Origin of the sequence: Xanthomarina sp. F1114 (assembly GCF_026410255.1) — a bacterium.
In the GTDB taxonomy this organism is placed as follows: domain Bacteria; phylum Bacteroidota; class Bacteroidia; order Flavobacteriales; family Flavobacteriaceae; genus Xanthomarina.
In genome coordinates this window covers 34,892-59,894 of record NZ_JAPMLL010000013.1, presented here as the reverse complement: position 1 = coordinate 59,894, position 25,003 = coordinate 34,892, and the positions used below count along the sequence as shown (strand labels likewise).

26 protein-coding genes are annotated in these 25,003 nt (G+C 33.4%); 3 read left to right on the top strand and 23 right to left on the bottom strand.

The window, feature by feature from the left end; translation table 11 throughout:
* Positions 1–279: 279 nt before the first annotated feature.
* The 12 genes from OS188_RS11665 to OS188_RS11610 all read right to left on the bottom strand — a co-directional run bounded on the left by OS188_RS11665 (position 280) and on the right by OS188_RS11610 (position 13,217).
* Positions 280–618: a DUF4870 domain-containing protein gene (locus OS188_RS11665; RefSeq protein ID WP_267149020.1), complete on the bottom strand. Its 339-nt coding sequence runs from the start codon at positions 616–618 to the stop codon at positions 280–282.
* A gap of 85 nt (positions 619–703) precedes the next feature.
* A complete protein-coding gene (locus OS188_RS11660) occupies positions 704–913 on the bottom strand; it encodes a YgaP family membrane protein (RefSeq protein ID WP_267149019.1) in 210 nt (69 codons plus the stop codon).
* Positions 914–931: 18 nt separating this feature from the next.
* Positions 932–1,237, bottom strand: a complete 306-nt coding sequence (locus OS188_RS11655) for a hypothetical protein (RefSeq protein WP_267149018.1) — start codon at positions 1,235–1,237, stop codon at positions 932–934.
* A gap of 11 nt (positions 1,238–1,248) precedes the next feature.
* The gene (locus OS188_RS11650) at positions 1,249–4,443 is read right to left on the bottom strand and encodes an efflux RND transporter permease subunit (RefSeq protein WP_267149017.1); all 3,195 of its coding nucleotides are present in this window, start codon (positions 4,441–4,443) and stop codon (positions 1,249–1,251) included.
* A 106-nt stretch (positions 4,444–4,549) separates the two neighbouring features.
* Entirely contained in the window at positions 4,550–5,629 is a 1,080-nt protein-coding gene (locus OS188_RS11645; protein WP_267149016.1) for an efflux RND transporter periplasmic adaptor subunit, read from the bottom strand.
* Between the two features lie 118 nt (positions 5,630–5,747).
* Positions 5,748–7,058 carry a TolC family protein gene (locus OS188_RS11640; protein WP_267149015.1) on the bottom strand — a complete coding sequence of 437 codons (1,311 nt, stop codon included), beginning with the start codon at positions 7,056–7,058 and terminating at the stop codon, positions 5,748–5,750.
* Positions 7,059–7,387: 329 nt separating this feature from the next.
* On the bottom strand, positions 7,388–8,845 hold the full coding sequence (locus OS188_RS11635) for an NAD(P)/FAD-dependent oxidoreductase (protein ID WP_267149014.1): 1,458 nt from the start codon (positions 8,843–8,845) through the stop codon (positions 7,388–7,390).
* Positions 8,846–8,926: 81 nt separating this feature from the next.
* Positions 8,927–9,229: a hypothetical protein gene (locus OS188_RS11630; RefSeq protein ID WP_267149013.1), complete on the bottom strand. Its 303-nt coding sequence runs from the start codon at positions 9,227–9,229 to the stop codon at positions 8,927–8,929.
* 21 nt (positions 9,230–9,250) lie between these two features.
* Positions 9,251–10,327, bottom strand: coding sequence for a cytochrome d ubiquinol oxidase subunit II (gene cydB / locus OS188_RS11625; protein WP_267149012.1), 1,077 nt, complete (start codon positions 10,325–10,327; stop codon positions 9,251–9,253).
* Positions 10,328–10,329: 2 nt separating this feature from the next.
* Complete coding sequence (locus OS188_RS11620; RefSeq protein ID WP_267149011.1) at positions 10,330–11,664, bottom strand: cytochrome ubiquinol oxidase subunit I; 1,335 nt, start codon at positions 11,662–11,664, stop codon at positions 10,330–10,332.
* Positions 11,665–11,790: 126 nt separating this feature from the next.
* Positions 11,791–12,378 carry a class I SAM-dependent methyltransferase gene (locus tag OS188_RS11615; RefSeq protein ID WP_267149010.1) on the bottom strand — a complete coding sequence of 196 codons (588 nt, stop codon included), beginning with the start codon at positions 12,376–12,378 and terminating at the stop codon, positions 11,791–11,793.
* A gap of 110 nt (positions 12,379–12,488) precedes the next feature.
* Positions 12,489–13,217: a peroxiredoxin gene (locus OS188_RS11610; RefSeq protein WP_267149009.1), complete on the bottom strand. Its 729-nt coding sequence runs from the start codon at positions 13,215–13,217 to the stop codon at positions 12,489–12,491.
* 239 nt (positions 13,218–13,456) lie between these two features.
* On the opposite strand from OS188_RS11610, the gene OS188_RS11605 reads away from it, so the two are divergent.
* Positions 13,457–14,455, top strand: coding sequence for a metal-dependent hydrolase (locus OS188_RS11605; protein ID WP_267149008.1), 999 nt, complete (start codon positions 13,457–13,459; stop codon positions 14,453–14,455).
* A 61-nt stretch (positions 14,456–14,516) separates the two neighbouring features.
* On the opposite strand, the gene OS188_RS11600 is transcribed toward OS188_RS11605, so the two are convergent.
* The 8 genes from OS188_RS11600 to OS188_RS11565 all read right to left on the bottom strand — a co-directional run bounded on the left by OS188_RS11600 (position 14,517) and on the right by OS188_RS11565 (position 19,641).
* Positions 14,517–14,669: a hypothetical protein gene (locus OS188_RS11600; RefSeq protein WP_267149007.1), complete on the bottom strand. Its 153-nt coding sequence runs from the start codon at positions 14,667–14,669 to the stop codon at positions 14,517–14,519.
* Positions 14,670–14,884: 215 nt separating this feature from the next.
* Positions 14,885–15,181 carry a thioredoxin gene (trxA, locus tag OS188_RS11595; RefSeq protein WP_267149006.1) on the bottom strand — a complete coding sequence of 99 codons (297 nt, stop codon included), beginning with the start codon at positions 15,179–15,181 and terminating at the stop codon, positions 14,885–14,887.
* A gap of 1 nt (position 15,182) precedes the next feature.
* A complete protein-coding gene (locus tag OS188_RS11590; RefSeq protein ID WP_267149005.1) occupies positions 15,183–15,782 on the bottom strand; it encodes a Tll0287-like domain-containing protein in 600 nt (199 codons plus the stop codon).
* Between the two features lie 92 nt (positions 15,783–15,874).
* Positions 15,875–16,138: a heavy-metal-associated domain-containing protein gene (locus tag OS188_RS11585; RefSeq protein ID WP_267149004.1), complete on the bottom strand. Its 264-nt coding sequence runs from the start codon at positions 16,136–16,138 to the stop codon at positions 15,875–15,877.
* Positions 16,139–16,190: 52 nt separating this feature from the next.
* A complete protein-coding gene (locus OS188_RS11580) occupies positions 16,191–16,565 on the bottom strand; it encodes a rhodanese-like domain-containing protein (RefSeq protein WP_267149003.1) in 375 nt (124 codons plus the stop codon).
* A gap of 121 nt (positions 16,566–16,686) precedes the next feature.
* Complete coding sequence (locus OS188_RS11575) at positions 16,687–18,102, bottom strand: MBL fold metallo-hydrolase (RefSeq protein ID WP_267149002.1); 1,416 nt, start codon at positions 18,100–18,102, stop codon at positions 16,687–16,689.
* Between the two features lie 77 nt (positions 18,103–18,179).
* Positions 18,180–18,980, bottom strand: coding sequence for a sulfite exporter TauE/SafE family protein (locus OS188_RS11570; RefSeq protein ID WP_267149001.1), 801 nt, complete (start codon positions 18,978–18,980; stop codon positions 18,180–18,182).
* Positions 18,981–19,008: 28 nt separating this feature from the next.
* Positions 19,009–19,641 (bottom strand): Crp/Fnr family transcriptional regulator, encoded by a 633-nt coding sequence (locus OS188_RS11565; protein ID WP_267149000.1) that lies wholly within the window; start codon positions 19,639–19,641, stop codon positions 19,009–19,011.
* A gap of 179 nt (positions 19,642–19,820) precedes the next feature.
* Between OS188_RS11565 and OS188_RS11560 the strand changes: the two genes are divergently transcribed.
* Positions 19,821–20,192: a hypothetical protein gene (locus tag OS188_RS11560; RefSeq protein ID WP_267148999.1), complete on the top strand. Its 372-nt coding sequence runs from the start codon at positions 19,821–19,823 to the stop codon at positions 20,190–20,192.
* 65 nt (positions 20,193–20,257) lie between these two features.
* On the opposite strand, the gene OS188_RS11555 is transcribed toward OS188_RS11560, so the two are convergent.
* The 3 genes from OS188_RS11555 to OS188_RS11545 all read right to left on the bottom strand — a co-directional run bounded on the left by OS188_RS11555 (position 20,258) and on the right by OS188_RS11545 (position 24,336).
* On the bottom strand, positions 20,258–23,458 hold the full coding sequence (locus OS188_RS11555) for a cytochrome c biogenesis protein CcsA (RefSeq protein WP_267148998.1): 3,201 nt from the start codon (positions 23,456–23,458) through the stop codon (positions 20,258–20,260).
* Between the two features lie 150 nt (positions 23,459–23,608).
* On the bottom strand, positions 23,609–24,010 hold the full coding sequence (locus OS188_RS11550) for a group III truncated hemoglobin (RefSeq protein ID WP_267149081.1): 402 nt from the start codon (positions 24,008–24,010) through the stop codon (positions 23,609–23,611).
* 32 nt (positions 24,011–24,042) lie between these two features.
* A complete protein-coding gene (locus tag OS188_RS11545) occupies positions 24,043–24,336 on the bottom strand; it encodes a hypothetical protein (protein ID WP_267148997.1) in 294 nt (97 codons plus the stop codon).
* A 77-nt stretch (positions 24,337–24,413) separates the two neighbouring features.
* On the opposite strand from OS188_RS11545, the gene OS188_RS11540 reads away from it, so the two are divergent.
* Positions 24,414–25,001 (top strand): Crp/Fnr family transcriptional regulator, encoded by a 588-nt coding sequence (locus OS188_RS11540; RefSeq protein WP_267148996.1) that lies wholly within the window; start codon positions 24,414–24,416, stop codon positions 24,999–25,001.
* Positions 25,002–25,003: the final 2 nt, after the last annotated feature.

Sequence of the window (25,003 nt, the reverse complement as noted above, 5' to 3'; positions counted from 1 at the left end):
TATTTGTCACAAAGAAAACAAAAAAATTAACTTCATAGACTCAAAATACATAAAATACAATTGAAAACTGTTAGAGTTCGAAGGTTTTAAAGAAAAGATTTTTACATGTACTGCCTTCGAAACACACGCTTTTATCGCTTTAAATAATAAATATATCTTTATAAAAATGAATAAATTATAGAGCCGGATTTATATAAGACCTTGCTTTAAGTCTATACACATAAAAACAAAAATGCTCACTTTTCAGTGAGCATTTTAATTTCCTGTATAAATATTTTTTTAACTAATAAAATTAAAAGATAAAGGGTATGATGGAGATTCACCATTGTTGGCTTTAATAGCATTAATTATTGGATATATTAAAGAAATAAATCCTATAACAATGAGGCCTACAATGCCTAGTCCTAAAAGCAAAATTGCTGGAATACAAATAATAGCATAGATAAGCATACTTAACTGAAAGTTTATAATTTGCTTTCCTTGTTCGTCCATTTCAAGCACTTTCTCTTTTTGCGTGGCCCATAAAATTAGAGGAACAATAAGCCCTCCAAATCCTGTAATAAAAGTCAATAACTGACTTAGATGTGTAATGACTATTAATTGATTATCTTTTCTCATGATGGTGTGATTTTTAATGATTGATGTACATATATAAGACGTTCAATCTATTAAAATGTTACACTTAATAAAGAGATAGATTCAATTATTTAACAGAACAACTAGCTTCACCTTTTTTTATACCCAACTTTATGAGAATAGTTTCCAATAAACACCATTTTGTAAAGGCCGATTGGATTAAATTCACTCCAATAAATACTGTAAACCACATCCAATTTGGATTTACGTAAACAGTTAAAACAACACTTAAAAGTACCATGGTACCTACTATAACTCTAAAATACGTATTTAACATTTTTTCTAATTTTTAAATTTATACATGTCTTTCAATTGGAACCACAACTGCTCTTACAGCGTTATTGGTTTCTACATTTGAATTAAACTCTTTTATTAAACTGAATAAAGTATCAATCTTTTCATCTTCTGTAAACGAGAAGAATAAGCTGGATTCATTTCCTCCTTTTACACTTGGAAACCAGCTGGTAGCCATTAATAAGGAAGATCCGTTTTTGTATCCATCAATTTCCGAACTACTAAAATTATGGATATCGGCATCTTTAAAAAGTTTCAAAATATCTTTTTGAAATTCTTCGACTGAGGTAACTATAACTAATTTCATATGCTTCTCTTTTATTTATAATTCTTCTTTTCAATCATATAATACACTAATGGTACAACCAACAAGGTTAATACGGTTGAAACAATAGTACCACCCATTAATGAAATAGCTAATCCCTGGAAAATTGGATCAAATAAAATCACGAAAGCTCCAATAACAACCGTTCCTGCTGTTAATAAAATAGGGGTTGTTCTAACAGCTCCGGCTTCAATAGCTGCTTGCTTAAGAGGCACCCCTTCGGCTGTACGCAGATTTATAAAGTCAATTAATAACACCGAGTTTCGAACCATAATTCCTGCCAAAGCAATCATACCAATAAATGATGTTGCTGTAAAGAAGGCGCCCATGATCCAGTGACCTAAAATAATTCCTATTAAGGATAATGGTATAGCCACCATCATAACAATTGGAGCTTTAAAGTTTTGGAACCAGCCCACAATTAAGATGTAGATTAGAATAATAGCACCTAAAAAGGCAATACCTAAGTCTCTAAATACTTCTAGAGTAATTTGCCATTCGCCATCCCATTTTACCGTATAATTATCTTCAAAATCTGGTTGTCCTAAATACAATTCATTCAATTCATAGCCTTGTGGCAAAGGAATGTCTTTTAATTTCTCCTCCATGCCCAAAATAGCATAGGCAGGACTTTCTAATTCTCCAGCCATATCGGCCAAGACATAAACCACACGTTTTTGGTTTTTTCTATAAATACTTTTTGCGCTTGTTGTTTCATTTATAGTTACCAGATCTGCAATTGGTACCATATTGCCTTGCTTAGATTTCACTTTTAACTGCGAAATATCTGTAAGCGTTGATTTTTCCTTTTCATCTAAAGCCAATACCAAACCTACCTGATTACTCGCATTTTCATCATATAAAGTGGTGATAGCTCTATTGGATAAGGCCATATTCATGGTATAAGCAATTTGCTGTGGCGCAACACCATAAAGCATGGCTTTCTCTTTATTAATTTCGAATTGATATTCTGTTTGATCGTCTTCAACCATCCAATCAATATCCACCACATCGTCTGTATGCCTAAGAATGTTTTGAATTTGATCTGCAATCTTAATCTGCTCATTATAATCTGGGCCATACACTTCTGCAACAATGGTCGATAATACCGGAGGTCCTGGTGGCACCTCAACTAATTTTACGTTGGCATTGTATTTGGCTGCAATCTTTTGAATATCCGGACGTAATAATTTAGCAATATCATGACTTTGAGCAGAACGCTCTCCCTTACCTATTAAATTTACTTGAATATCTGCCATATTGCTTCCTCCACGTAAATCGTAATGACGAACCAATCCATTAAAAGTAATAGGTGCTGAAGTCCCCACATAGTTCTGATAGTTGACCACTTCTGGACGCGTAGTTAAATATTGAGCAATTTCTTGTGCTACTACCCCTGTTCGCTCTAAGGTGGTGCCTTCCGGCATATCTATCACAACTTGAAATTCATTTTTATTATCGAAAGGCAGCATTTTTACGGCAACCGAATTGGTAAAAAACAATGCCATTGTTCCCATCAGGATTGCAAAGGTTGCTCCTAAAAATACCCAGCGTTTTGCTTTATTTTCCATTAATGGACGTTCAAACTTATTGTAAATACGATAGATAAACGTCTCCTCTAAGGGTTTTTCAACTTTTTCTGGCTGACCTTTTTTATCTTTTTCTCTTAAGAAAATATATCCTAAATATGGTGTTATAGTTAAGGCTACAAATAAAGAAAGAATCATTGCAATGGATGCACCAATCGGCATTGGAGCCATATAAGGTCCCATTAAACCAGACACGAAAGCCATTGGTAATACTGAAGCAATAACCGTAAATGTTGCTAAAATAGTTGGGTTTCCAACTTCATTAATAGCATATAAAGCAGCCTGTTTAAAAGGCAAGCGTTTCATTTTAAAATGCCTATGCATATTTTCGGCAATAATAATGGAGTCGTCAACTACAATACCTGTTACAAATACCAATGCGAATAAAGTAATTCGGTTTAGCGTATAATCCATCATATAATAGCTCAACAAGGTCAGGGCAAAAGTAATTGGCACGGATAAAAACACAACCAAACCACCTCGCCAACCCATGGCTAGCATAACAACAAGTGTTACAGCAAAGATAGAACCTATAAGATGCCATAAAAGCTCAGATACTTTTTGCGATGCCGTTTCGCCATAGTTTCTGGTTATTTCTACATGTACATCGTCTGGAATTAAAGAGCTACGTAAATGTTCCACTTTATCTATAATCACTTCCGAAATTTTCATGGCATCGGCACCTTTCCGTTTTGCAACAGAGATAGTTACAGCAGGATACTCCGATTTATAATCAGCCGATTTTACACTTCCTTTTCCAAATCCTAAACTTACATAGTTTTGTGGAACTTCCGGACCATCAAGAATAGTTGCTACTTGTTTTAAATAGATAGGCTGATTTTTATGTACACCCACTACCAGATTCTCAACATCTGTAACTGTTTCTAAAAACTTTCCAGTGTTTACAAGGAATTCGGTATCGTTCTTATCAAAACTTCCAGAGCTTAACTGACTGTTATTAGCTTTAATCATTTCAGAAACCGATAGGAAATCCAAACTAGATGCAGCCAATTTATCTTTATCTAAAACCACACGCAATTGGCGGTCTCTGCCTCCAATTTTATGCGTCATAGACACATCATTCACTTTTTTAATTTCGTTTTCTAACTCTTCAGCCATTTGGCCCAATTGGTAATCGTCGTAATTTTCACTCCACAAGGTGAGCCCCAACATGGGTACATCGTCAATTGCACGTGTTTTTACTAATGGAAACGTAACCCCTTGAGGCATTTGATCCATGTGCTTATTGATTTCGTTGTACAGTTTTACAAATGAACGCTCAATATCTTCACCTACATAAAATTGAACAATGACCATACCTTGTTCCTTCATAGAAGTAGAATACACATACTCTACTCCTTTAATATTAGAGATTAATTTCTCTAAAGGTTTGATAACACGAGATTCCACTTCTGTAGGACTTGCTCCTGGATACCCAACAAAAATATCTGCCATTGGCACATCAATTTGTGGTTCTTCTTCTCGTGGAATTAAAAATGAACTGTACACACCAACAACCATAAATACAATCATTAAAAGCACTGTAAGCTTAGACTGTATAAAGATTTTTGCGATTTTCCCTGCGATACCTTCTTTCATATATTTGCCCCTTAGTCCCAAATGATAGAACTTTAATGGGTGGTTTTTTTAATTAATACTTATTTTATTGTTTGAGATATTATCTCAAACTAAAAACAACTTTGTTTTACTGAACACTTATTTTTGCTCCGTTAAACAATTTTCCTTCGGCTGAGACGATATAAGCTTCATCTGCCGATAAGCCAGATAAAACCTCAACCTGATTGCCATAGGTTCTACCTAAACGCAACCAACGCAATAAAGCTGTATTACTCTGACTAACTGTGTAAACACCTGATAGCTGACCATTAGTTATAATAGCATCTGTAGGGATTAAAACAATATTGGTAGTTGATTTTTTCTCTATAGGAAATTGAACCGTTACAAACATGCCTGATAAAATGTTAGCATCCGTTTTATCCAAAGCTATTTTTACCAAATACTGTCCTCCGGTATTTTTTGCTGAACTACTTACTTCTGTCACTTTTCCTTTTAAAGTTTGATTGATCGACTTAACCAAAACAGTAACTTCAATACCATTCTTTATTTGAGAAATTTCAGTTTCTGGAACCATTGCCATAACTTCAAAATTCCCCGGAGACTCTACTGAAATTAATGGTTGTCCCGGATTTGCCATATCTCCTTCTCTCACATTTTTAGAGGTAACAACTCCAGCAAATGGCGCTGTAATATTAGAATATGCAAATTGTGCATTCACTTCGTTTTTCATTTGTTTGGCAGCCTCTAAACGCGCTTTTGCCATTTCAAAATTGGCTGTAATATCATCCAACTCCTTTTGTGAAGCAGAATTACTTGCAAACAAACTTTCAAAACGTTTATAGTCTTTTTGTGCATTGTTAAAAGCAGCAGTAGCTTCTGTTATTCCTGCATCTACCTGAGCACGTTTGGCTTGTAAATCGGTGTTGTTAATAGCAACTAATAATTGTCCTTTAGTTACTTTATCGCCAACATTTACATGCACTTTAGTTACATATCCCATCATTCTGGTGCTTAAATCGGCACTATTAACAGATTGAATTGTACCACTAACAGCTAAAAACGGACTTTTGTTTGCCTCGGCAATCTGGCTCACTTCTACCTTAATTGCAGGAGAATTATCTACGGCTACCTTTTTGTCTTCACCTCCACAGCTTGCCATAAAAAGTGATGCTGCTATTATTGTTACTATGTACGTATATTTTTTCATTGATTCTGTATTTACACATTCCTTCGAAAGAAGGAATCTCTTGATTGTTTTAATTTTACTTTGCTTTTATACCTACAGGAGTAAAATCTTGCAGGGTACTTTCCTTTGGAATATCTTATTATTTAGTCAAAAATTGTAGATACGCTTGCGCATAATTATATTCGAAAATAGTTTGATAATACTCCAATTGTTTTTGTGAATATTGTGTTTCAGATAATAACAAATCGGTTGTTTTCTCTAAACCTTCTTCATATCTGTTGGTTCTAATTCTAAAAGATTCTTCAGATTGCTCTAAAGCCAGTTTCGTTAAATTCAACCTGTTTTCTGCATCTGTTAGCATACGTCTTGCTTTATTCAATTCTAATTGGTTTTGAGAAACATACTGATCGTATTGTAATTTAGATTTTTCAAACTCCGCTTTACTTTTTTGTGCTTTTCCAAAACGTTTGGTTCCATCTAAAATGGTCCAGCTTAATTGGGCTCCAAAAATATAGCCATTAGCATCTCCTTGAAAAATTTGATCGTCGTATAATTCATAACTTCCAAAAGCATTTAGTCTTGGTAAAAACGACATATTATCTGCTTTGTTCATAGTTTCATAAGCTTTGGAAGCTAACTTCATAGCTTTTATATCTGAACGTTCTTCAGAAATAATTTCCGAATTTACAGTGTTAAAACTTACAACTTGTAAACTATCTGATGGCTTATAAATAACATCGCTAGACTCACTCATTAGAAACGATAAATAATTGGAGGCATTTTCCACATTACTCTTAGCAGACTGTAACTGATTTTTAACTTCGTTTACACGAACCTCAACCGATAATACATCTGCTCTTTGCAGATATCCCTGCTTAAAACTATTATCTGCCAATCTCTTATTTGCATTTGCAGTCTCTAAAGCTTTTTCAAGTACATCAACACCTTTATAAGCCAATTGTAATTGCATATAGGCCTTTTCTACCTCAAAAGCATAGTAGTCTGAAGTGCGTTCAATTTTTAAAGCCTGAGCTTCCATTTTTGATTTTGCAGCCTTACGTTGATAAATACCATCCATATTAATTAATGGTTGCTGAATTTCAAAACGGGTGGCGAAATTTTCTACCTGGCCAGGATTGTTTAATAAATCTGGATTAAAATCTGAGGCTGTTAATATCTCTTGATTTAGTTTAGAACCAAAAGCCATTAAGGGATTTGTTGTAGCCATCCCTGTATGCGACGCAGTAATATTAGGTAAAAACACCCCATTGGTTTGTTTATAGTCTGCTTTAGCTTCCAGGTATTCTTGTTCAGAAATTTTAATAGCTCTGTTTTCTTCTGAAACTTTTGTCAATACTTCAGCTTTAGTTATTGGCAACACTTGCTGCGCTTGAACTGCAAACGATGCCAGTAAAAACCCAATGCTGAATATATATATCTGTTTTTTCATGTATCAAATTGTTTATTAATGCAAATTTAAGATTATAAAGACGGTTGGAAAGTAACATAGGTTACCAAAGAGAAAGGCATTCTTACCACTAAAAATGCCTTTCAACCAACCAAAAATCACTGATAATATTTTTATCAGTTTACCTCTCTTGTACCGCCATGCCCTCCAGCTACAATTACTAAAACTTTTATACTCAAGTATATGTATTTGAAGAACTGGATAATGGGATTCATCATCTTAAAGCGTTGATATTTTGAAATACGTTCTGTCATGTTGTTTCTTTTTAAGTTATTTTCACTACCCACTACCCACTACCCACTACCTACTACCTACTCAGGAAGCAACCACCAAAAAGGTTTCATTTTTGCTTTATAAATAAAGGCGTAATGTAGGGTTAGTTTTAACCAATGTCCTGCCAAACCAATTTCGCCAAAGGTTTTACCTAATTGTCTGCCTTGAGTTTTTGGATACTTATTATAATCTGGAACAATTGGAAAAGTTGTAATACTTACACCGCTTCCCGAAGTTAGCCCATAACCTGCCGAAGCAATACAAGCGGCTCCCATATTTCCCATAGACCCTTTATGACTTAAGGATTCTTTACCGTTTTTAATACTATCTATAATATTATCGGCTACAATTTTAGCTGTAATCCCAGATGGCATTCCTGTTCTAGGTGGTGCAGGAGTAATATCTGTTCCATTTTTACTTTTTCTGGGTTTAGAAATAGCATGTGGAGGTGCAAAAGCAATTCCTGGAGCAAAAATATTATTGTATGAAGGATTCTGATACGTTTCTGGCCAATCCTGAACCGACCACTCTTCGTAAGGTCTTGGTGTATAATCTGCATCGACAATCATAAAACCTTTAAAGAGTTTTTCTGTAATATCCTGATCGTTTTTGTCGTATGCTTTAAAACCATGACCTGAAAACGACGGAATAAGCATGGCAAAATCGTAAGTTTCTGTTTTAAATTCGCCGTCTAAGTTTTCGTAATGAGCCAATCCGTCTTCTATTTTATTAACTGCCGAACCAAGAATCCATTTAATCCCTCTGTCTTCAAAAACCATTTCTATCATTTCATGAGACTTCATAGTCATCCCTTTATAGCTTAAAAGCATGCCGTCCATTCCAAAATCTCCTAGTTGATATTCATTAGAAATCCACGTAATATCTGCCATATCACGGACTTTGTGTTTGCGCAACTCTTGTTCTACATTTAATATATACTCGAAAGCTGCCCCTTGACAAGTGGATTTAGCATGACCCGTTCCAATAAGAATCTTAGCCTTTTTACCCTGCTTCATTTCTTTAATCAACGCTTCCAAGTTTTCCCAGGCATGTTCTGCATGGGTGTAGGTACAAACAGAATAGGCTTTGTTTTGTCCAGGAATTAATCCCTCAGTTGCTTCAAAATTTAATTTGGGTCCTGTACCATTTATCAAATAGTCGTAAGTTACTTTTTCTTGCTGGCCTTTTTTATCACCCACAACATACTCAACTAAAACATAAGGTCTGTTTTCAGTTTGATCACCTTCCGGATGAAAGGTCATCGCTTTAGCCTGCTTGAAACCAATATTTTTCTTTTTATATAAAGGAGCTAACGGAAAGAGAATCTGCTTAGATTTCATTCTACCAATTCCCACCCAAATATTCGAAGGAATCCATTGGTAATTACTGTTTGGTGACACCACGACTACTTCGTGTTCTTTTGAAAGTTTTCTTCTTAAATGAGATGCAGCAACGTGACCTGAGATACCAGCACCTAAAACAACAATTCTAGCCATGACTTTTATTTTTATTAAAGATAGGCTCCTTTTAACTGCTGTACAGTAACTTATGTTACATAAGTATAAAATAGAAGAAGACTAATTTTTTGCGTTCATCTTATTAATTAGCCATTTTATAAAACAAAGACCTAAAACGCCTCCAAGAAATGACACCATAAAATTAACTGTAAATAATAACGAATTTACTTGGCCAGATTGCATAATGGCTTTTGGTCCAAAACCAAGTCTTCCAAAAGATTTAATTAAAAAAATACTCCCAAAAATCCCTGTAATGGTATTTCCTGTAAAACCAACAGAATACTTTTTATATACTAAAGCAAAAAGGTTTGCGCCAAGAATACCTGAAAAAATACTTATAATGGCGATTAATGTATCTGTCATAACAAAAATGTTTCAGCCCTATTAATGATCTCCATAACCTACATCGTCCATTTTTCCTCTAAACACACGATATTGAACAAACATATAAACTCCAACTAGAATTGCAGCAATTACAAACCAATACACACCTACAGTTAATCCATATTCATGAGCAGCAACATTATACAAGGTTAACGATGGATTTACGGAATTTGTAGATGGTAATACTTTCGGAAATATAGATGCGACCGTAGATGTTAATCCTCCAAAAAGGAATAAAGATGAAAATAAGAATCCTAAACCATCCTTTTTGAATGTTTTTACCTTAAACAAACCAAATAATCCTGTAAATGCAATTATTGGAAAAATCCACATCCATGGGTTTTCCATGAAGTTATGAAATGGTTTTGGTTCAATAACATGCCAAACCAATAGAGATATAATTACAAGTACAACTAAAATAATATTCAAGTTGAAAACTACTTTTTTAAGTTTTTGGTTTAAATCTGAATGGGTTTTAAAAATAATCCAATTGGCACCATGAATAGCTAAAGCCACTACTCCAACAACGCCCAGCAATAAAGTAAACCAATCAATAACTCCTAAATGTTCAGCTGTCGGACTAAAGCTTGGGTTCCATAGGGGTAGAAAGAAATAATGTGCTTCGTGGGCAGAAACGCCATCGGTTACCATACCTAAATTAACACCTCTAACAACATTTCCTAAAGCAACACCAAAAAACAAGGCCAATAACAGACTAGCAATTCCAAAGGCTTTGTCCCAGATAGCTTCCCACATCTTATTTTTAATTTGTCCGCGCAATTCTAAACCAATAGCTCTAAAAATAAGCAACCATAAAATTAACATTAAAGGCAAATAAAACCCACTAAAGGATGATGCATATAAGGTTGGAAATGCGAAAAAAAGGACACCGCCTACCGCAATTAACCAAACTTCATTGGCATCCCAGAAAGGACCAATAGCATTTGTAATGGCTTTTTTATCTTTTTCTGTTTTTGCAAAAAAGAGATGAATAATACCTGCTCCAAAATCGTAACCATCTAGAATAACATAAATGGTCAACATAGTCATTAAAACAATATACCAGAATAATTCCATAATTAGTTGAGTTTTGAAGTTTCAGGTCCTTTATTAATTATTTTTCCAGCTAGCATTAAAAACAATAATCCCAACAACAGATATAAGCCTATAAAACCAAGTAATGTAAACAAGGTGTTTCCTGAAGAAACGGTTGGCGAGATACCATCTGCCGTTCGTAAGAGATCATATACCAACCATGGCTGTCTGCCTAACTCGGCCGTGTACCAACCGGTTGTATTTGCTATATATGGAAAAGGCAACATAAAAAGTAAGATCCATAAAATCCATTTTGTAGTATAGAGCTTTTTACGGTATAACTGAATGCTCGCAAGAAGCATAAGTCCTATAAATATAGTTCCTAAACCAACCATAATATGATATGCATAATACAAGCCAGGAACATTAGTTGGATGCACACTTTCATCAAACTCGTTTAAACCTTTAACTTGCGCATCCCAACGTTGATAAGTTAAAAAACTAAGCACGTTTGGAACAGCTATTTTATTATCTAGCTTTTTGTTTTCCATATCCGGCTGACCAATAAGAATAATTTCTGCTCCGCCCTCTTCTGTTTCAAAAATCCCTTCCATAGCCGCAAAGGTTACAGGCTGATGTTCTGCTACATTTTTAGCCATCCAATCTCCTGTAGGAAAAGCTAATAACACACTTGAGATTAAACCAAAAATAACACCTGTTTTTACAAAGAGTTTACCAAAATTACTATGTTTATCATTCAACAGATAAAAAGCACCTATACCCGCAACCACAAATGATGATGTAACCACAGATCCCATTTGATTGTGCAAGAACGCAGGCATCAACCATGGGTTAGAAAATAAGGCGCTAAAATTAGTAAGAACATATCTTCCGTTTTCTAGAATTTCGTAACCTACCGGATATTGCATCCAGGAATGGGTGGCTATAATTAAATAACCACTTGCCCAGGAACCTAAAAAAACTAAAAACCCGGTTAGGAAATGTAGTTTTTGACCCAGGAGTTTCTCTCCAAACAAAAAGAGTCCTAAAAAAGAGGATTCCAGAAAAAAGGAAAACATCCCTTCCATGGCTAAGGTTTGACCGATAATTCCCCCTGTTAATTCTGAAAATTTGGCCCAATTGGTTCCAAACTGAAATTCCATGGGTATTCCGGTTACAACTCCCATAGCAAAATTTAAGGCAAAGATTTTCATCCAGAATTTGGCAGCATCGTTGTATGTATCAATTTTAGTTCTAAGGAATTTCCATTTAAAATAGACAATCATTAAAGAAAGTCCCATAGTAAGCTGTGGAAATAAATAGTGGAATGTGATAGTAAATGCAAATTGCATTCTATCATAAAATAGCATGTCTTCCATCTCTAATTTTTAGTTTTTCAAAAGTAAAAGATATTAATATTTTAATTTGTAACAATTATTACATGCCATCTAATTTCTAAATTATGTAATTAAATACGCTATACAAACTGCTGATTACAAATAATTTCAACTGCTTTCTTTCTGGGCTATAAAAAAAAGTTCTTGTCCTTTTCTACTGTCAATAGAGTTATAAGAATTAGACATAGTACGGATTTTAAAATGTGGTTTAAAATAACTGAGATACTCTTCTTTAGAACCTCCAAAAGGTGGGCGATCATCGTTTAATTTAGCATCGAAAAGTAAACCTGCCAACTTAGCATTTTCATGAAGTAAGTTTGTCATTTTTAAAACATATTTTGGTCTCAATTCTGGGTTTATAGCACAAAAGAATGTTTGCTCTAGAATTAAATCGAAGGTCATCTCTAAATCGAAAAAATTTCCGTGAATTAATTGTTCCGAAGGAAAATCTGGAACTCTCTTTTGTAAATTTTGCAAAGGCACTTGCGAGAGGTCGACAACAAAAGCATTCTTAAATCCATTGTTAAAAAGATAAGCGGCTTCATAAGAGTTTCCTCCTCCCGGAACCAATATTTTTAAGTCCTTATTTGTTAATTGATCGATATAGGCTTTTAATGGTGGGGAGACCTGGCCTAAATCCCACCCAGTACTATTTGTTTTGTATTTATTTTCCCAAAAGGTTTCGTCTAAAAGCATGACTGATTTTTTAGTGATTTGTTTTTCAAGATATTAAAACTCCCATGTATAACAAAAGCACATAAAAAAGAATTTCAATAAAAGAGCTCCTTTCTATGTGCTTCTAGAGGTTATTTTTTTAGTATGTCATTTAGCACTAAATCTTTATCAAGTTTTTTCGTGCAGAAAAACCAATCTTCACATTCCAACTCTTCAGCAGTCATCCGTTCTGAAGCCACACCACAAGAACCTGCTGGAGAAACAATAACATCGTCTCCCGGGTTCCAATCTGCTGGAGTAGCTACATTAAATTTATCTGAAGTTTGCATAGCAATTAATGCTCTATATAGCTCGTCAAAATTACGCCCTAAACTTAAAGGATAATAAATAAGTGCTCGCACGATACCCTCGGGATCAACAAAAAAGACGGCTCTAACGGCTTGTGTTTTACTTTCGCCTGGCTGAATCATTCCGTATTTTTTGGCCACATTCATAGAAATGTCTTCAATTAAAGGGAATTTAACTTCTATGTTTTCCATACCGTTAAACTTAATTTTCTCTTTAATAGTTCTTAACCATGCAATATGACTATACAAACCATCAATAGACAACCCTATTAAGTTGCAATTTGCTTTTTTAAATTTTTCTTCTAAATGAGCAAAAGTCATAAATTCCGAAGTGCAAACAGGTGTAAAATCTGCTGGATGACTAAATAAAATAGACCATTCTCCTTTATAATCCGATGGGAAATTAATCTCTCCTTGTGTTGTTATAGCTGTAAATTCCGGTGCTTTATCCCCAATTTTAGGCATTGAAAAACTTTCTTGAATCTGAGTTTCTTCCAATTGTGTTGCTTCCATTTTTTATTCGTTTTATTTGATTTATAATTATCTATAAAACTAAGCCATACCTACAAGTTGTACAGCAACCTAGGTTACACAAGCTGATTAAATAACTATAATATCAGGGACTATCAGTTTACTAAAAACACATTCAGAATAAAAATTAAAACCGAAGGATAATTATACGTATTCGCTTTTAAAGTTCTTAATAAATACCTTAGTTTGCACCAAACTAGAAAGCATATTTTTTATTTTAAATGGATTCGTTAACTCAAATTGTTTTAGGTGCTGCCGTTGGAGAAGCTGTTCTTGGAAAGAAAGTTGGTAATAGAGCCATGTTTTATGGCGCTATTGCAGGAACTATACCAGATTTAGATATTTTTTCTTCTTATTTTACTGACACTGTAACTGCACTTGAAATACATAGAGGATTTACACATTCTATTTTCTTTTCTGTTTTATTTGCACCCATTTTTGGGTGGCTGGTTTCCAGATACGAAGCCTACAAAAATGTTAAGGGTTGGTCTTGGTTGTTTTTCTGGGCATTTATAACACATCCTATTTTAGATGCACACACCACTTGGGGAACTCAACTTTTCTGGCCAATAGATTACCCCATTGCCTTTAAAACGATATTTGTTATAGACCCGCTCTATACCTTACCTTTTCTAACCTTTTTAATATTAGCTGCATGTCAAAAACGCGAGGCTCCAAAAAGAAGGTTTTATAATAATATGGGACTTATAATTAGTAGTACTTATCTGTTATTAACCTTCGGATTAAAAGGTTTGGCTTATAATCAATTTGAAAAAGCGCTAAAAAATCAAGGTATAGATTATTCGCAGCTTGAAACAAAACCATCGCCATTAAACACCATATTATGGTCGGCAAATGTAGATACAAAAGACTATTACCTAATTGGATATTATTCGTTTTTCGATAAAAAACCCATTCATTTTGAGGCATATCCAAAAAATCATGAGTTGTTGGGAGAGCTAGTCAATAATGAGAAAGTAAAGCGAATGATTCATATTTCTAAAGGCTGGTATGCCATTTCTAAAAAAGACGATACTTTATTATTCAACGATCTACGGTTTGGTCTATTAAGTTTAAAACCTAAAGCCCAAAATTTCGCATTTCAATATGAAATAAAAACCGATAAGCTAGGAGAAGTTGCCTTTACAGAAACAGTTAAAGATCGCGAAGATGCTAAACAGCTCTTAAACGATCTTTGGTTGCGTATAAAAGGAAATTAAAGACTAAATCGTGTAGTTAAAGTTTACAAGAAACAAAACCTAACAATGCTCAATAGAAGAACTATTGTTCTTCCTCTTCTGTACCTTCTTCCTTTTTACCACTCATCATAAAGTTGATAAGAATTGCAACTAAGGTGATACATACTAATGCGAAAATAGCAATCATAATAACGCCATTATTCCAATTGTATAAAGCAAAGTTTTGAGTAATCATAATCGAGGAGTTTTATGGTTTATAATTAATTGTAAAAATATCTGATATAAGTAATATTAAATATGACTTTAGTCAGTAAATATAACATAGTTTTTAAATTAGTAACAAAAAGGCACTTTTATTTCTAAAAGTGCCTTTTCAAACCAACCAAAAATCACTGACAAAGATTTGTCAGTTTACTTTAAGAATTACCTTAGTAATTCTATTTCCTGTACTTAATTATTATTATTTATTAAGTTTATTAAATCTTCTTTTTGCACCACACCAGATTGTCTCCATAACTGTTTACCTTGTTTAAACAGTATTAAAGTTGGTACACCTCTAACTTGATACTTTGCTGCTAGAGCCTGGTTTTTATCCACATCAATTTTTATAATGGAAACGGACTCACCCAAATTATCTTTAACGTCTTTTAAAATGGGAGACATCATCTTACAAGGTCCACACCACTCTGCATGAAAATCGACTAAAACTGGTTTATCTTGATTTATTAGTTCTGAAAATTGACTCATTTTATTCTTTTTTAAAATTGACTCTCCAAATACCTCTTACTTCATTATCATTATAGCCTATGGCTAAATCTTTTGGATAAAGTGCCTTTATGGTTTTATATGCTTCTTCATCTAACTCTTTATATGGCGAACCATGACATTGCAAGCACATGGTGTTAGTCGTAATTGGATAGTAAAAGTTTACATCCTCTTTGTTTTTTTCCAAAATTGGTTTTACTTCTTCGTTATTGGCAATGGTATTTTTAAAACTTGCTATATACTCCAGTTCCTTGGAACTTGCTTGATTATCTGGGTTTCTAGGTTTATCTGAAACACGTTTAATTTGTGCATTATAGACAACAGACATACTATCTGTTAAGGGATACGCCTGAATATTACAGAACTCTACAGCTGCATTAACACCTTTGTCCTTAATAGTTCCCATAAGATTTTTACCAAGTACAGCTTTGGTTGCAAAAGCATATTCCATTCCTAGTTCCTCGTAGTTAATAGAATCTATTTCTACAACAGAACTTTCTGTGTCTTTAGTGTCTTTCTCGGTCTGTTTACAACCCACTAAAAACAATCCGAGCGATACGGCAACTATTATAAATTTTTTCATCTATTTAGAATTTTATAAGAACGATGTACTTGTTCTTTAATTGATATTTTGACTTAAATATAATACGAATAGTAAAATTTATTTTTGACTTATTAAAATTTACCCGTAGCGCAACTAATAAAGGATTTTGTTTTAGATATCATTGAGTTCTCTTCTTCTACTGAAGGGTAACCTATATTTTTAAGCTTAGCTTTAACTAGAAAGGCATCTTCTTCGTCTATATATTTAAACGAAATTTTACTTTCTTCAATATCGACATGTATATCTGAAATATTTTCAATTTCAGATAACTTATTGCTAATGGTATTTGCACAGCCACCACACTTTAAATTTTGAACTATTACTGATGTTTTCATTTTTTCTTTTCTACTTTATATTTTGGTAAAATGATTTAGCCATTGGCTCGATTTATTCTTGTTTTTTATTATAATTTAAGATGCCACCTTCTAAATCGTATATGTCCTTAAAACCCATTTCTGACAGTTTTAAAGCAGACTCATTACTTCTAAAGCCACTTCTACAATACAAATAAACTGGTTTGTCTTTATCTAACTTATTGAATTCCTCTGCAAAATCTTCAGAATAGTAATCAATGTTTATTGCATCTTCAATATGACCTTCTTCAAACTCTTCTGGGGTTCTAACATCTATTAGTTGAACATCTTTATTTTCTGTTTGAGTTTTAAAATCGGCTAAACTAAGAAGCTCAATACCATCCTTCTCTTGTGCATTTACATTAAAAGTTGATGTAATTAGTAGTAAAAATATTAGGATTTTATTCATGATGATTTTTGGTTTTTTGAAAGTATAAAATTAGGCTATATAAATCATTTATTTAGTAACATAAGTTACATAAAAAAAGCGGCTAAAAGCCGCTTTTTAAATTATTAAAATGAACCTATTATTATTTTACTGTTGATGGGCAAACAAAGTTTGTTGTTGGAATTCCAGAAGATTTAATTTCTGAAAACCCCCCAGCTACATCAACTATATTATGAATACCTCTACTTTTTAAAATAGATGCTGCAATTACAGATCTGTAACCTCCAGCGCAGTGTATATAAAAAGGTTTTTTATCAGGAAACTCCGCTAAATGTTGGTTTAGAGCACCAAGTGGTGTAAAATGTGCATCTTCTATATGCTCTGAATTGTATTCGCCTTCTTTTCTAACATCGAATACTTCTTCTTTTACTTCTTCGTATCTATCTTTAAATTCTTGAGCAGAAATTGAAGAAATAGTATCGTATTCTAATCCCTCTTTTTTCCAAGCCTCAAAACTACCCTCTAAATACCCAAGTACATTATCAAAACCTACTCGAGATAATCTGGTAATAACTTCTTCTTCTCTTCCTTCAGGAGCTACAATTAGTATGGGCTGACTTACATCAACTATTAATGCGCCAACCCAAGGAGCAAAGCCTCCATCGATCCCTATAAAAATAGAACGAGGAATATGGCCTTTTACAAAATCGTTTTGGTGACGAACATCTAAAACAATAGCTTCCGTTTCGTTGGCAACAGCTTCAAATTCTTGAGAAGCTAGAGGTTTTTGAGATTTTATCATCACATCATCAAAACTTTCATAACCTTGAATATTCATCATCACGTTTTGAGGAAAATATCCTGGAGGTGCACTTAAACCATCTAATAACTCAGAAATAAATTCCTCTCTGGTCATATCTGCTCTTAAGGCATAATTGGTTTTTTTCTGGTTTCCAAGCGTATCTGTGGTCTCTTTACTCATGTTTTTTCCACAAGCCGACCCTGCCCCATGATTAGGGTAAACTATTAAATCGTCGCTTAAAGGCATGATTTTATTTCTTAAAGAATCGAAAAGAAATCCTGCTAACTTTTCTTGAGTTAAGTCTGATGCTATTTTTTGCGCTAAATCTGGTCTTCCAACATCTCCAATAAATAAAGTGTCCCCAGTTACTATTCCGTGCTCTTTTCCATTTTCATCAATTAGTAAGTAGGTCGTACTTTCCATAGTATGACCAGGCGTATGAATGGCTTTTATTTTATAGTTTCCTATTTCAAAAACTTGCCCGTCTTCAGCTATAATTGCTTCATATGATGGTTTTGCCGTTGGGCCAAAAACAATATCTGCTCCTGTTTTCCTTTGTAAATCTAGATGACCACTAACAAAATCGGCATGAAAATGAGTTTCAAAAATATATTTAATTTTCGCATCATCTAACTGAGCTCTTTTTATATATGGCTGTACTTCTCTCAATGGATCGATTATAGCAGCTTCTCCGTTGCTTTCAATATAATAAGCAGCATGTGCTAAACATCCCGTGTAAATTTGTTCAATCTTCATGTTATTCAATTATTTATCTATTATGCAAAATTACTTATGTTATTCTTTATTCGTTGTAACATAGGTTACAATATAAATTAAACGGTTAATTCTTTATATAGGATATAAATACCCATAAATAATACAAACCAACCAAATCCTTTTTTTAATTTCTTTCCATCAATAAAATTAGACATATATGTGCCTATAAAAATTCCTATGACTGCCAGGGCTGTAAAACCAAGTAAAAATAACCAATCTACATCTAAATGCCCAAAATCTCCGGTAAAACCTATTAGCGAATTAATGGCAATAATTAAAAGTGAAGTTCCTACAGCTTCTTTCATAGGTAAATTTGCCAAAGCTATTAATGCTGGAATAATAATGAAACCTCCTCCTGCTCCTACTAAACCAGTAAACAAACCTATAATAATGGCTTGATTAAAAATTAAAAAGTAATTTAGTTTGACTGGTTCTTGAGTGACGTCTGAAACTTTCTTCTTTTTTAACATAGTTCCTGCCGCCAAAAGCATCATGATTGCAAAAAGCGTCATAATTGCCATGTCTTTAGTTACCACATAATTGTTGATAACAAATAAGTTTTCTGGAATAGCGGGTAAAATAAATCGTCTGGTAAGATAGACTGCTGTAAAAGCAGGAACAGTAAAAACAAGAGCTACTTTAAAGTTAACAAGATGCTTTTGAATGTTTTTGATAGTTCCAAAAGCCGAAGATACTCCCACTACAAAAAGGGAATATGCTGTAGCTGTAATTGGATTTAAGGAAAAAAGATACACGAATACAGGGACTGTAAGAATTGAGCCTCCTCCCCCAATTAAGCCCAGAACAACTCCAATTAAAAGTGCTCCAAAATATCCAAAAATGGTATTTAAATCCATAAAAAATGCGTATTCCAGTAATTCAATCTTAGAGATCTAATAAGGTAATTCTATTTCTATTAATTTTTATCTGATGGTTTCTTTCCAAAGCCTTTAAAATTCTTGAAACAACCACCCTAGACGTATAAAGATCGTTTGCTATTTCTTGATGAGTTGCAATAATTTCGTCGTTATGATTAACCATGGCTTTATCGCGTAAATACTTTAAAATCCGTTCGTCCATTTTTAAAAAAGCAATGGTATCTATGGCTTCTAAAAGTTCAGACATACGTTCATTATAGCTTTGAAGTATAAAATTTTGCCAACTTTTATATTTTCCCATCCACATACTCATATGCTCAACGGGAATCATAATTAGAGTTGTATCAGTTTCGGCAATTGCTCTAATTTCACTTCTTTTTTGTCCCATACAACAAGATAAAGTCATGGCGCAGGTATCTCCCTTTTCAATAAAATATAGTACAAGTTCATCGCCATGATCGTCTTCTCTAAGTATTTTTACCGCTCCACTTATTAATAATGGCATGGATTTTATATAGTCTCCAATTTCTATAAGCTTGCTGCCTTCAGAAATCTTCCTAAAAACGCCAACCTGGTTAATCTCCTGAAGTAATTCATCTTCAAATAAATAACCGTAATTAATCTTTAAATGTTCTATCATATTGGTTAGTCTAAAATTCAATAATACAAATTTACGGTTTAACTATGAAAGGAAATTAATATTAAGCTATTTATAAATAAGAGATTCACAACTCTATAACTCACTGAAAATGAATTACTAAAACTATGTTTAACAAGTTCTTAACCGATTAATCCATTTAAATTTTATATCTTTATAGCATGATAGCACAGGACAAATTAGAAAACGAAGTATTTTTGAAAGAGACTCTAACGTATTTAGAGAACTCGGGATTTAGCAACATCAAAGCAGATGTTGAGGGTTATGAAACACCAAAATCTTACCTTAAAAAAGGTAGTGATATTACAATTACTCCAGATATTGTAGCTGAAAAAGGTGGTAGGAAACATTATTTTGAAATTAGCTTAAAATCTGAAAAACCCAAATTACTTAAATCAAAATGGCGTTTTCTAGATGTTTTAACAAGAATGAAAGACGACAGGTTTAAAATTATTACTCGTCGTGGACATTACAAGTTTACACAAGATATGTTAGACGAATTAAACATGGATAAAAATCCAATAAAGCTTTAAATTTTTATTAATGAAACAAAAAAGACTGCAAATTGCAGTCTTTTTTTGTTTCTTATTCTATAGTTCTATTTCTTATAGAATTTAGCATATTTTCTATAAGCTAATAATCCTATTACGGCTACGATTCCAAAGGCTATTAGAATGAATTTCACACTTACTATCTGATCTCCACTTGCATAACTATGCAATCCTGCTAAATAGAAGTTTACGCCAAAATAAGTCATCATAATACTTGAGAAAGCAATTACAGACGATAAATTAAAGATAAAGCGACCACGTAATCCTGGCACTAATCTCATATGGATAACAAAGGCGTAAATCATGATGCTAATTAAAGCCCAAGTTTCTTTTGGATCCCATCCCCAGTATCTTCCCCAACTTTCGTTAGCCCACATACCTCCTAAGAAGTTTCCAATAGTTAATAGAACTAAACCAACAGTTAATGCCATCTCGTTTATGATGGTTATCTCTTGAATGTTTAGCAACATTTTCTTTTTGTTATTCTTAGTTGTAAAAATCATCAAAAATAAAGCTACCAGACCTAGCATCATTGCTAAAGTAAAAGGACCGTAACTAGCCACAATTATCGACACGTGAACCATTAACCAATAACTATCTAATACAGGTTGTAGATTGGCGATAGCAGGGTCCATCCAGTTCCAGTGTGCCACCATTAAAATCATGGAGGTTACAAAGGCTGTGGAAGCTACAGTTAAATCACTTTTTCGACCAAAAATTAAACCAAATAACATGGTAGCCCAAGCTACATAAATCATAGATTCGTAAGCGTCACTCCATGGGGCATGCCCAGAAATATACCAACGTGCAATAAGACCAAGGGTATGTAAAACAAAGAGTCCTAAAATGATATATTTAAAGGTGACAATACTAAGATTTAAGGCCTTACTCTTTTCTCTAAAAATTTGTACAATTATTAGAATAAACATCAAAGCTGATGCATACATATACCAACTGTACAAGTTCTTAAAAATATCGTATTTATTATAACTTATCTCTGTTTGTACTTTCCTGTCAGACAGCATGACCTCGCTACCAAATTTATGCTGGGTCTTTTTAAAGGATTCTAGTAAATCTTCAGCTTTAGAAAAGTCTCCAGATTTCTTTGCAGAATTTAAAGTTAATAAATAGGCGCTAAACCCATTATTTATAAAATTAGCATACAGAGAATCTTTAATTTGATCACGATAATTATCTCTTCTAAATTCTACGGAAGAAATCCATTTATTATTATAATCGTCCGGAATAGGAAAAATTCTCAAAGCATAACCTTCTATTGTGTTATACAAAAGATTAACACGTTGATCGGTTTCTTTAAACTCCTTTTGAAATCCGTTTGGTATTTGAGCTTTATATGCTTCCTCTAAATAAGGAGCTAATTTATATGCTCCGTTTTCCGTAAAGAAATTTACTAAAGACACATATTTCTGCCCTTCCTCTACGCCTATTAACTTACGAATAGAATCTCCTTTTTGAGGTTTCAAATAAATAATTGGCACGTTGTACCATAACAACGGACTTTCTTGTATAGATAAAAATACCTGATTGGCATCAAAGTCTTCGTAAGTATTATGTTTACTTAATTTACGAAGCATTTCTGAGGCATAGGTGTTTATAGGCATCATACGTCCTCCAGCATCCTGAATAACCAAATGCGCAAATTTATCGGCATGAGATTTAGGCGTAATATTAGCAGCCAGAATAGAGTCTATTTGCGTTTTAGAAGGAGACAAACTCTTGTGTTGATGCGTATCGTTTTGCGACTGATCTTGTGAAAACCCTTGTAAACCGGCAAATAAAAATAATACCAATAAAGTTTTAGACTTTCTATATTTAACTCTTTTAAGTTTTCGTTTTAAATCTCCAAAACGCGTTCTACCATCAAATAAAATAGCAATCATTCCAAAATACAAAAAGAAATAACCAATATAGGTCACCCAGGTTCCATAGAAATCATGGTTTACAGAGAGTCTGGTTCCTAACTCATCCGGATCAAATCCGGCTTGGAAAAATCTAAACCCTCCGTGATCTAAAATATGGTTCATATAAATACGGTAATCATAATTACCTGTTTCTTCATCTATAACTGTTACCTCACTGGCAAAAGAGGAATAACTCTTTTCTGTTCCTGGATATTTATCGGCAATAAAATCGTTTAACTTAATACTAAATGGTAGTTCAATTATTTTCGAGCCGTATTTAAGGGCTATATCCAATCCAGCAATTTCCACTTTCTCAAAAGGCTTACTGTATCCTTGTCCGCCCAGTAAATTTACACGTTTCGTTTCGCCATTAGAGGTAACTTTTAATACTAGCCCATCTTCATCTCCGGCAAGCATTTCAGATTTTTTTACAATATCAAAGTTTCCTTTAACAACCGGCTTTGGAAATACCATTTGCATTCCGGCAAATTTATACATGGATCGTAAAACAAGCGGCTGGAGACTATCTTTTGCTAAAGCTCCTGTTGCACCTGTAGCCATGGTCATATAATCGCCTTCAAACGGCGATTTTATGGTTATACCATTTTCATTTGAAGTTATATTAACGGCACCATCAACCTCGTTATTTAGGGAAAACAAAACATTGTGAATGCTCTGAACTTTTCCGGCCTCTAAGAAGTGATTATGTGGAGAACCATCTCCTCCGGCTTCAACAATTTTAAGATATTCTTTCCCGTTTTCGTCTGGAACAACATCTTTTTCCGCACTCCCGATAAACTTTTCTAATTCGAAAGTAACGTCTTGGTTGTTGTAATCTGTTGAATAATGGAATTTATTATTTAAACGAGGAGAGAAATCTACTTCCTCCTGAACAATCTTTCTTTGTGCTTGCCCATTAACCATATAATCGCCATCAATATATGCGGTTACATATGTTTTATGAGAAAGAATAGCGTGTTCCGTTTCTCCTTCACGAATGGTCATCATCCCTTCAAAACTGATATATCTGGTAATTCCAGCTCCAATAATAATGAGGATAAAAGATAAATGAAGCATTAAGGTTGCCCATTGATCCCTACGCCACAATCTGTATTTAGGAATATTACCAATAAAATTAATCATAAAAACAACTAGAATGGCTTCAAACCACCATGTGTTGTAAATAAGATTCCTGGTATAAGGGGTTGGAGAAGTGTCTTGTCCAGCATCCATAAATGTTCCAATAGCCATGGCTGCTGCAAAAACTATAAACAAAACGGAGGTTAATCTGGTCGAAAATAAGAATTTAGTGATTTTATTTTGCATTGTATTAGGACTCTAAAATTTGGTCGAGCAAATTTAGGGTTTTTAGTTCATTTAATATGTTAAAAGCATAAAAAGAAGTCTAAACAATTGATTGGAATAACAAACGCAAACTACGACTGATTTTGTTTGTTAAAAAAACTAATTGAATAACTAGTTTTGTCTAGCTTCAAAAATTTTCAAAAACAAAAAAGTGCTCATTTTTCTAGCTTTTTGCTTGGCTTTCATGGCGTATTCGCCTTCGTAAAGTTCATCGATAGTTTCAAACCATAAGTTTAACCATCTACCAAAATGTTCTTGTGTAACACCTTGGTTATTATCTTGATCTACTTCCACATGAACAGCTAAAGGATTGCCATAGTATCTGTTCTCCAAACGTCTTGTTGTAAACAAGCTGGTTTCCCAGAATGTGGTTAGTTTTTCAATATGCTCATTCCAATCTTTAATGACCCGATTAAAAAAAGGCCCTAAAAACGGGTCTTTTCTAACTTTTGCATAAAAAGTGGATACTAATAAATGGACATCTTCACGAGTGCCTATATCTTCTTTCATCATATTCATGTCTTACGCTAATGAGATTTTAAAATTTAAATAAAACGTATCAAATTAATAATTATTAGCGATATGTGTACCAACAAGGTGGCTATTAAAATATTAAATATCACTTTGTTTTTTAATTGGGCATAAACAACCGCATTATAACCCATGGCAAAAACAACGCATAAAGTTAGTTCAAAAAAATGAAATGTACCCGATGTGCTATTCATTAAAATAAGCATGGCTGCAACAGAACCTAAGCAACTTTGTAATATAATGGTTAAGGGAATGTATAAAATATAGTTCTCTTTGAAATCGTGACGATATTGATTTAAAAAATTCATGTTTCTTAGTGTTTAAAATTCTTCTTACAAAATTCTAAAACTTATCTTTGTTATTTTATGATTCAAATCATATACAAATGATACCAGTAAACATCTTAGAAAAATATAATCCCTCTATAAAAACGTATTATAAAGACGAAATTATATTTAATGAGGAAGATATTCCTAAATTCTATTATCAGTTAAAAACTGGGAAAGTAAAAATGTTCAATCTGACCGAAGAAGGCAAAGAATTTACCCAAGGTTTTTTTGAAAAAAACACTTCTTTTGGCGAGCCTCCTCTTCTTGGCACTTTTGATTATCCGGCTAGTGCCATGTGCTTAACGGAATGTGAAGTCTATGTTCTAAAAAAGAAAGTCTTTTTAAAACTCTTAAAAGAACACCCAGACATCCATTTAAAATTTACAAAAATACTTTGTAATAGAATGTTGTATAAGGCTAAAATTATGAAGGAATTATCTATTCATCCGCCAGAACATCGCATTTTAACCTTATTGCATCATTTAAAAGAAACCTCTAAAACAGAAGGCTTATATGAAGTGCAATTAACCAGACAGCAGATTTCAGATTTAACAGGTTTACGTGTAGAAACTGTTATTAGAGCCGTAAAGCATTTGGAAAAAACTAAAAAATTAATTCTAAAACAACGCAAAGTTTATATTTAAAT

Excerpts from the sequence above, each read along its gene's own strand:
- OS188_RS11665 (WP_267149020.1), bottom strand. The coding sequence starts at position 618 with ATGAGAAAAGATAATCAATTAATAGTCATTACACATCTAAGTCAGTTA.
- OS188_RS11660 (WP_267149019.1), bottom strand. The coding sequence starts at position 913 with ATGTTAAATACGTATTTTAGAGTTATAGTAGGTACCATGGTACTTTTA.
- OS188_RS11655 (WP_267149018.1), bottom strand. The coding sequence starts at position 1,237 with ATGAAATTAGTTATAGTTACCTCAGTCGAAGAATTTCAAAAAGATATT.
- OS188_RS11650 (WP_267149017.1), bottom strand. The coding sequence starts at position 4,443 with ATGAAAGAAGGTATCGCAGGGAAAATCGCAAAAATCTTTATACAGTCT.
- OS188_RS11645 (WP_267149016.1), bottom strand. The coding sequence starts at position 5,629 with ATGAAAAAATATACGTACATAGTAACAATAATAGCAGCATCACTTTTT.
- OS188_RS11640 (WP_267149015.1), bottom strand. The coding sequence starts at position 7,058 with ATGAAAAAACAGATATATATATTCAGCATTGGGTTTTTACTGGCATCG.
- OS188_RS11635 (WP_267149014.1), bottom strand. The coding sequence starts at position 8,845 with ATGGCTAGAATTGTTGTTTTAGGTGCTGGTATCTCAGGTCACGTTGCT.
- OS188_RS11630 (WP_267149013.1), bottom strand. The coding sequence starts at position 9,229 with ATGACAGATACATTAATCGCCATTATAAGTATTTTTTCAGGTATTCTT.
- cydB (WP_267149012.1), bottom strand. The coding sequence starts at position 10,327 with ATGGAATTATTCTGGTATATTGTTTTAATGACTATGTTGACCATTTAT.
- OS188_RS11620 (WP_267149011.1), bottom strand. The coding sequence starts at position 11,664 with ATGGAAGACATGCTATTTTATGATAGAATGCAATTTGCATTTACTATC.
- OS188_RS11615 (WP_267149010.1), bottom strand. The coding sequence starts at position 12,378 with ATGCTTTTAGACGAAACCTTTTGGGAAAATAAATACAAAACAAATAGT.
- OS188_RS11610 (WP_267149009.1), bottom strand. The coding sequence starts at position 13,217 with ATGGAAGCAACACAATTGGAAGAAACTCAGATTCAAGAAAGTTTTTCA.
- OS188_RS11605 (WP_267149008.1), top strand. The coding sequence starts at position 13,457 with ATGGATTCGTTAACTCAAATTGTTTTAGGTGCTGCCGTTGGAGAAGCT.
- OS188_RS11600 (WP_267149007.1), bottom strand. The coding sequence starts at position 14,669 with ATGATTACTCAAAACTTTGCTTTATACAATTGGAATAATGGCGTTATT.
- trxA (WP_267149006.1), bottom strand. The coding sequence starts at position 15,181 with ATGAGTCAATTTTCAGAACTAATAAATCAAGATAAACCAGTTTTAGTC.
- OS188_RS11590 (WP_267149005.1), bottom strand. The coding sequence starts at position 15,782 with ATGAAAAAATTTATAATAGTTGCCGTATCGCTCGGATTGTTTTTAGTG.
- OS188_RS11585 (WP_267149004.1), bottom strand. The coding sequence starts at position 16,138 with ATGAAAACATCAGTAATAGTTCAAAATTTAAAGTGTGGTGGCTGTGCA.
- OS188_RS11580 (WP_267149003.1), bottom strand. The coding sequence starts at position 16,565 with ATGAATAAAATCCTAATATTTTTACTACTAATTACATCAACTTTTAAT.
- OS188_RS11575 (WP_267149002.1), bottom strand. The coding sequence starts at position 18,102 with ATGAAGATTGAACAAATTTACACGGGATGTTTAGCACATGCTGCTTAT.
- OS188_RS11570 (WP_267149001.1), bottom strand. The coding sequence starts at position 18,980 with ATGGATTTAAATACCATTTTTGGATATTTTGGAGCACTTTTAATTGGA.
- OS188_RS11565 (WP_267149000.1), bottom strand. The coding sequence starts at position 19,641 with ATGATAGAACATTTAAAGATTAATTACGGTTATTTATTTGAAGATGAA.
- OS188_RS11560 (WP_267148999.1), top strand. The coding sequence starts at position 19,821 with ATGATAGCACAGGACAAATTAGAAAACGAAGTATTTTTGAAAGAGACT.
- OS188_RS11555 (WP_267148998.1), bottom strand. The coding sequence starts at position 23,458 with ATGCAAAATAAAATCACTAAATTCTTATTTTCGACCAGATTAACCTCC.
- OS188_RS11550 (WP_267149081.1), bottom strand. The coding sequence starts at position 24,010 with ATGATGAAAGAAGATATAGGCACTCGTGAAGATGTCCATTTATTAGTA.
- OS188_RS11545 (WP_267148997.1), bottom strand. The coding sequence starts at position 24,336 with ATGAATTTTTTAAATCAATATCGTCACGATTTCAAAGAGAACTATATT.
- OS188_RS11540 (WP_267148996.1), top strand. The coding sequence starts at position 24,414 with ATGATACCAGTAAACATCTTAGAAAAATATAATCCCTCTATAAAAACG.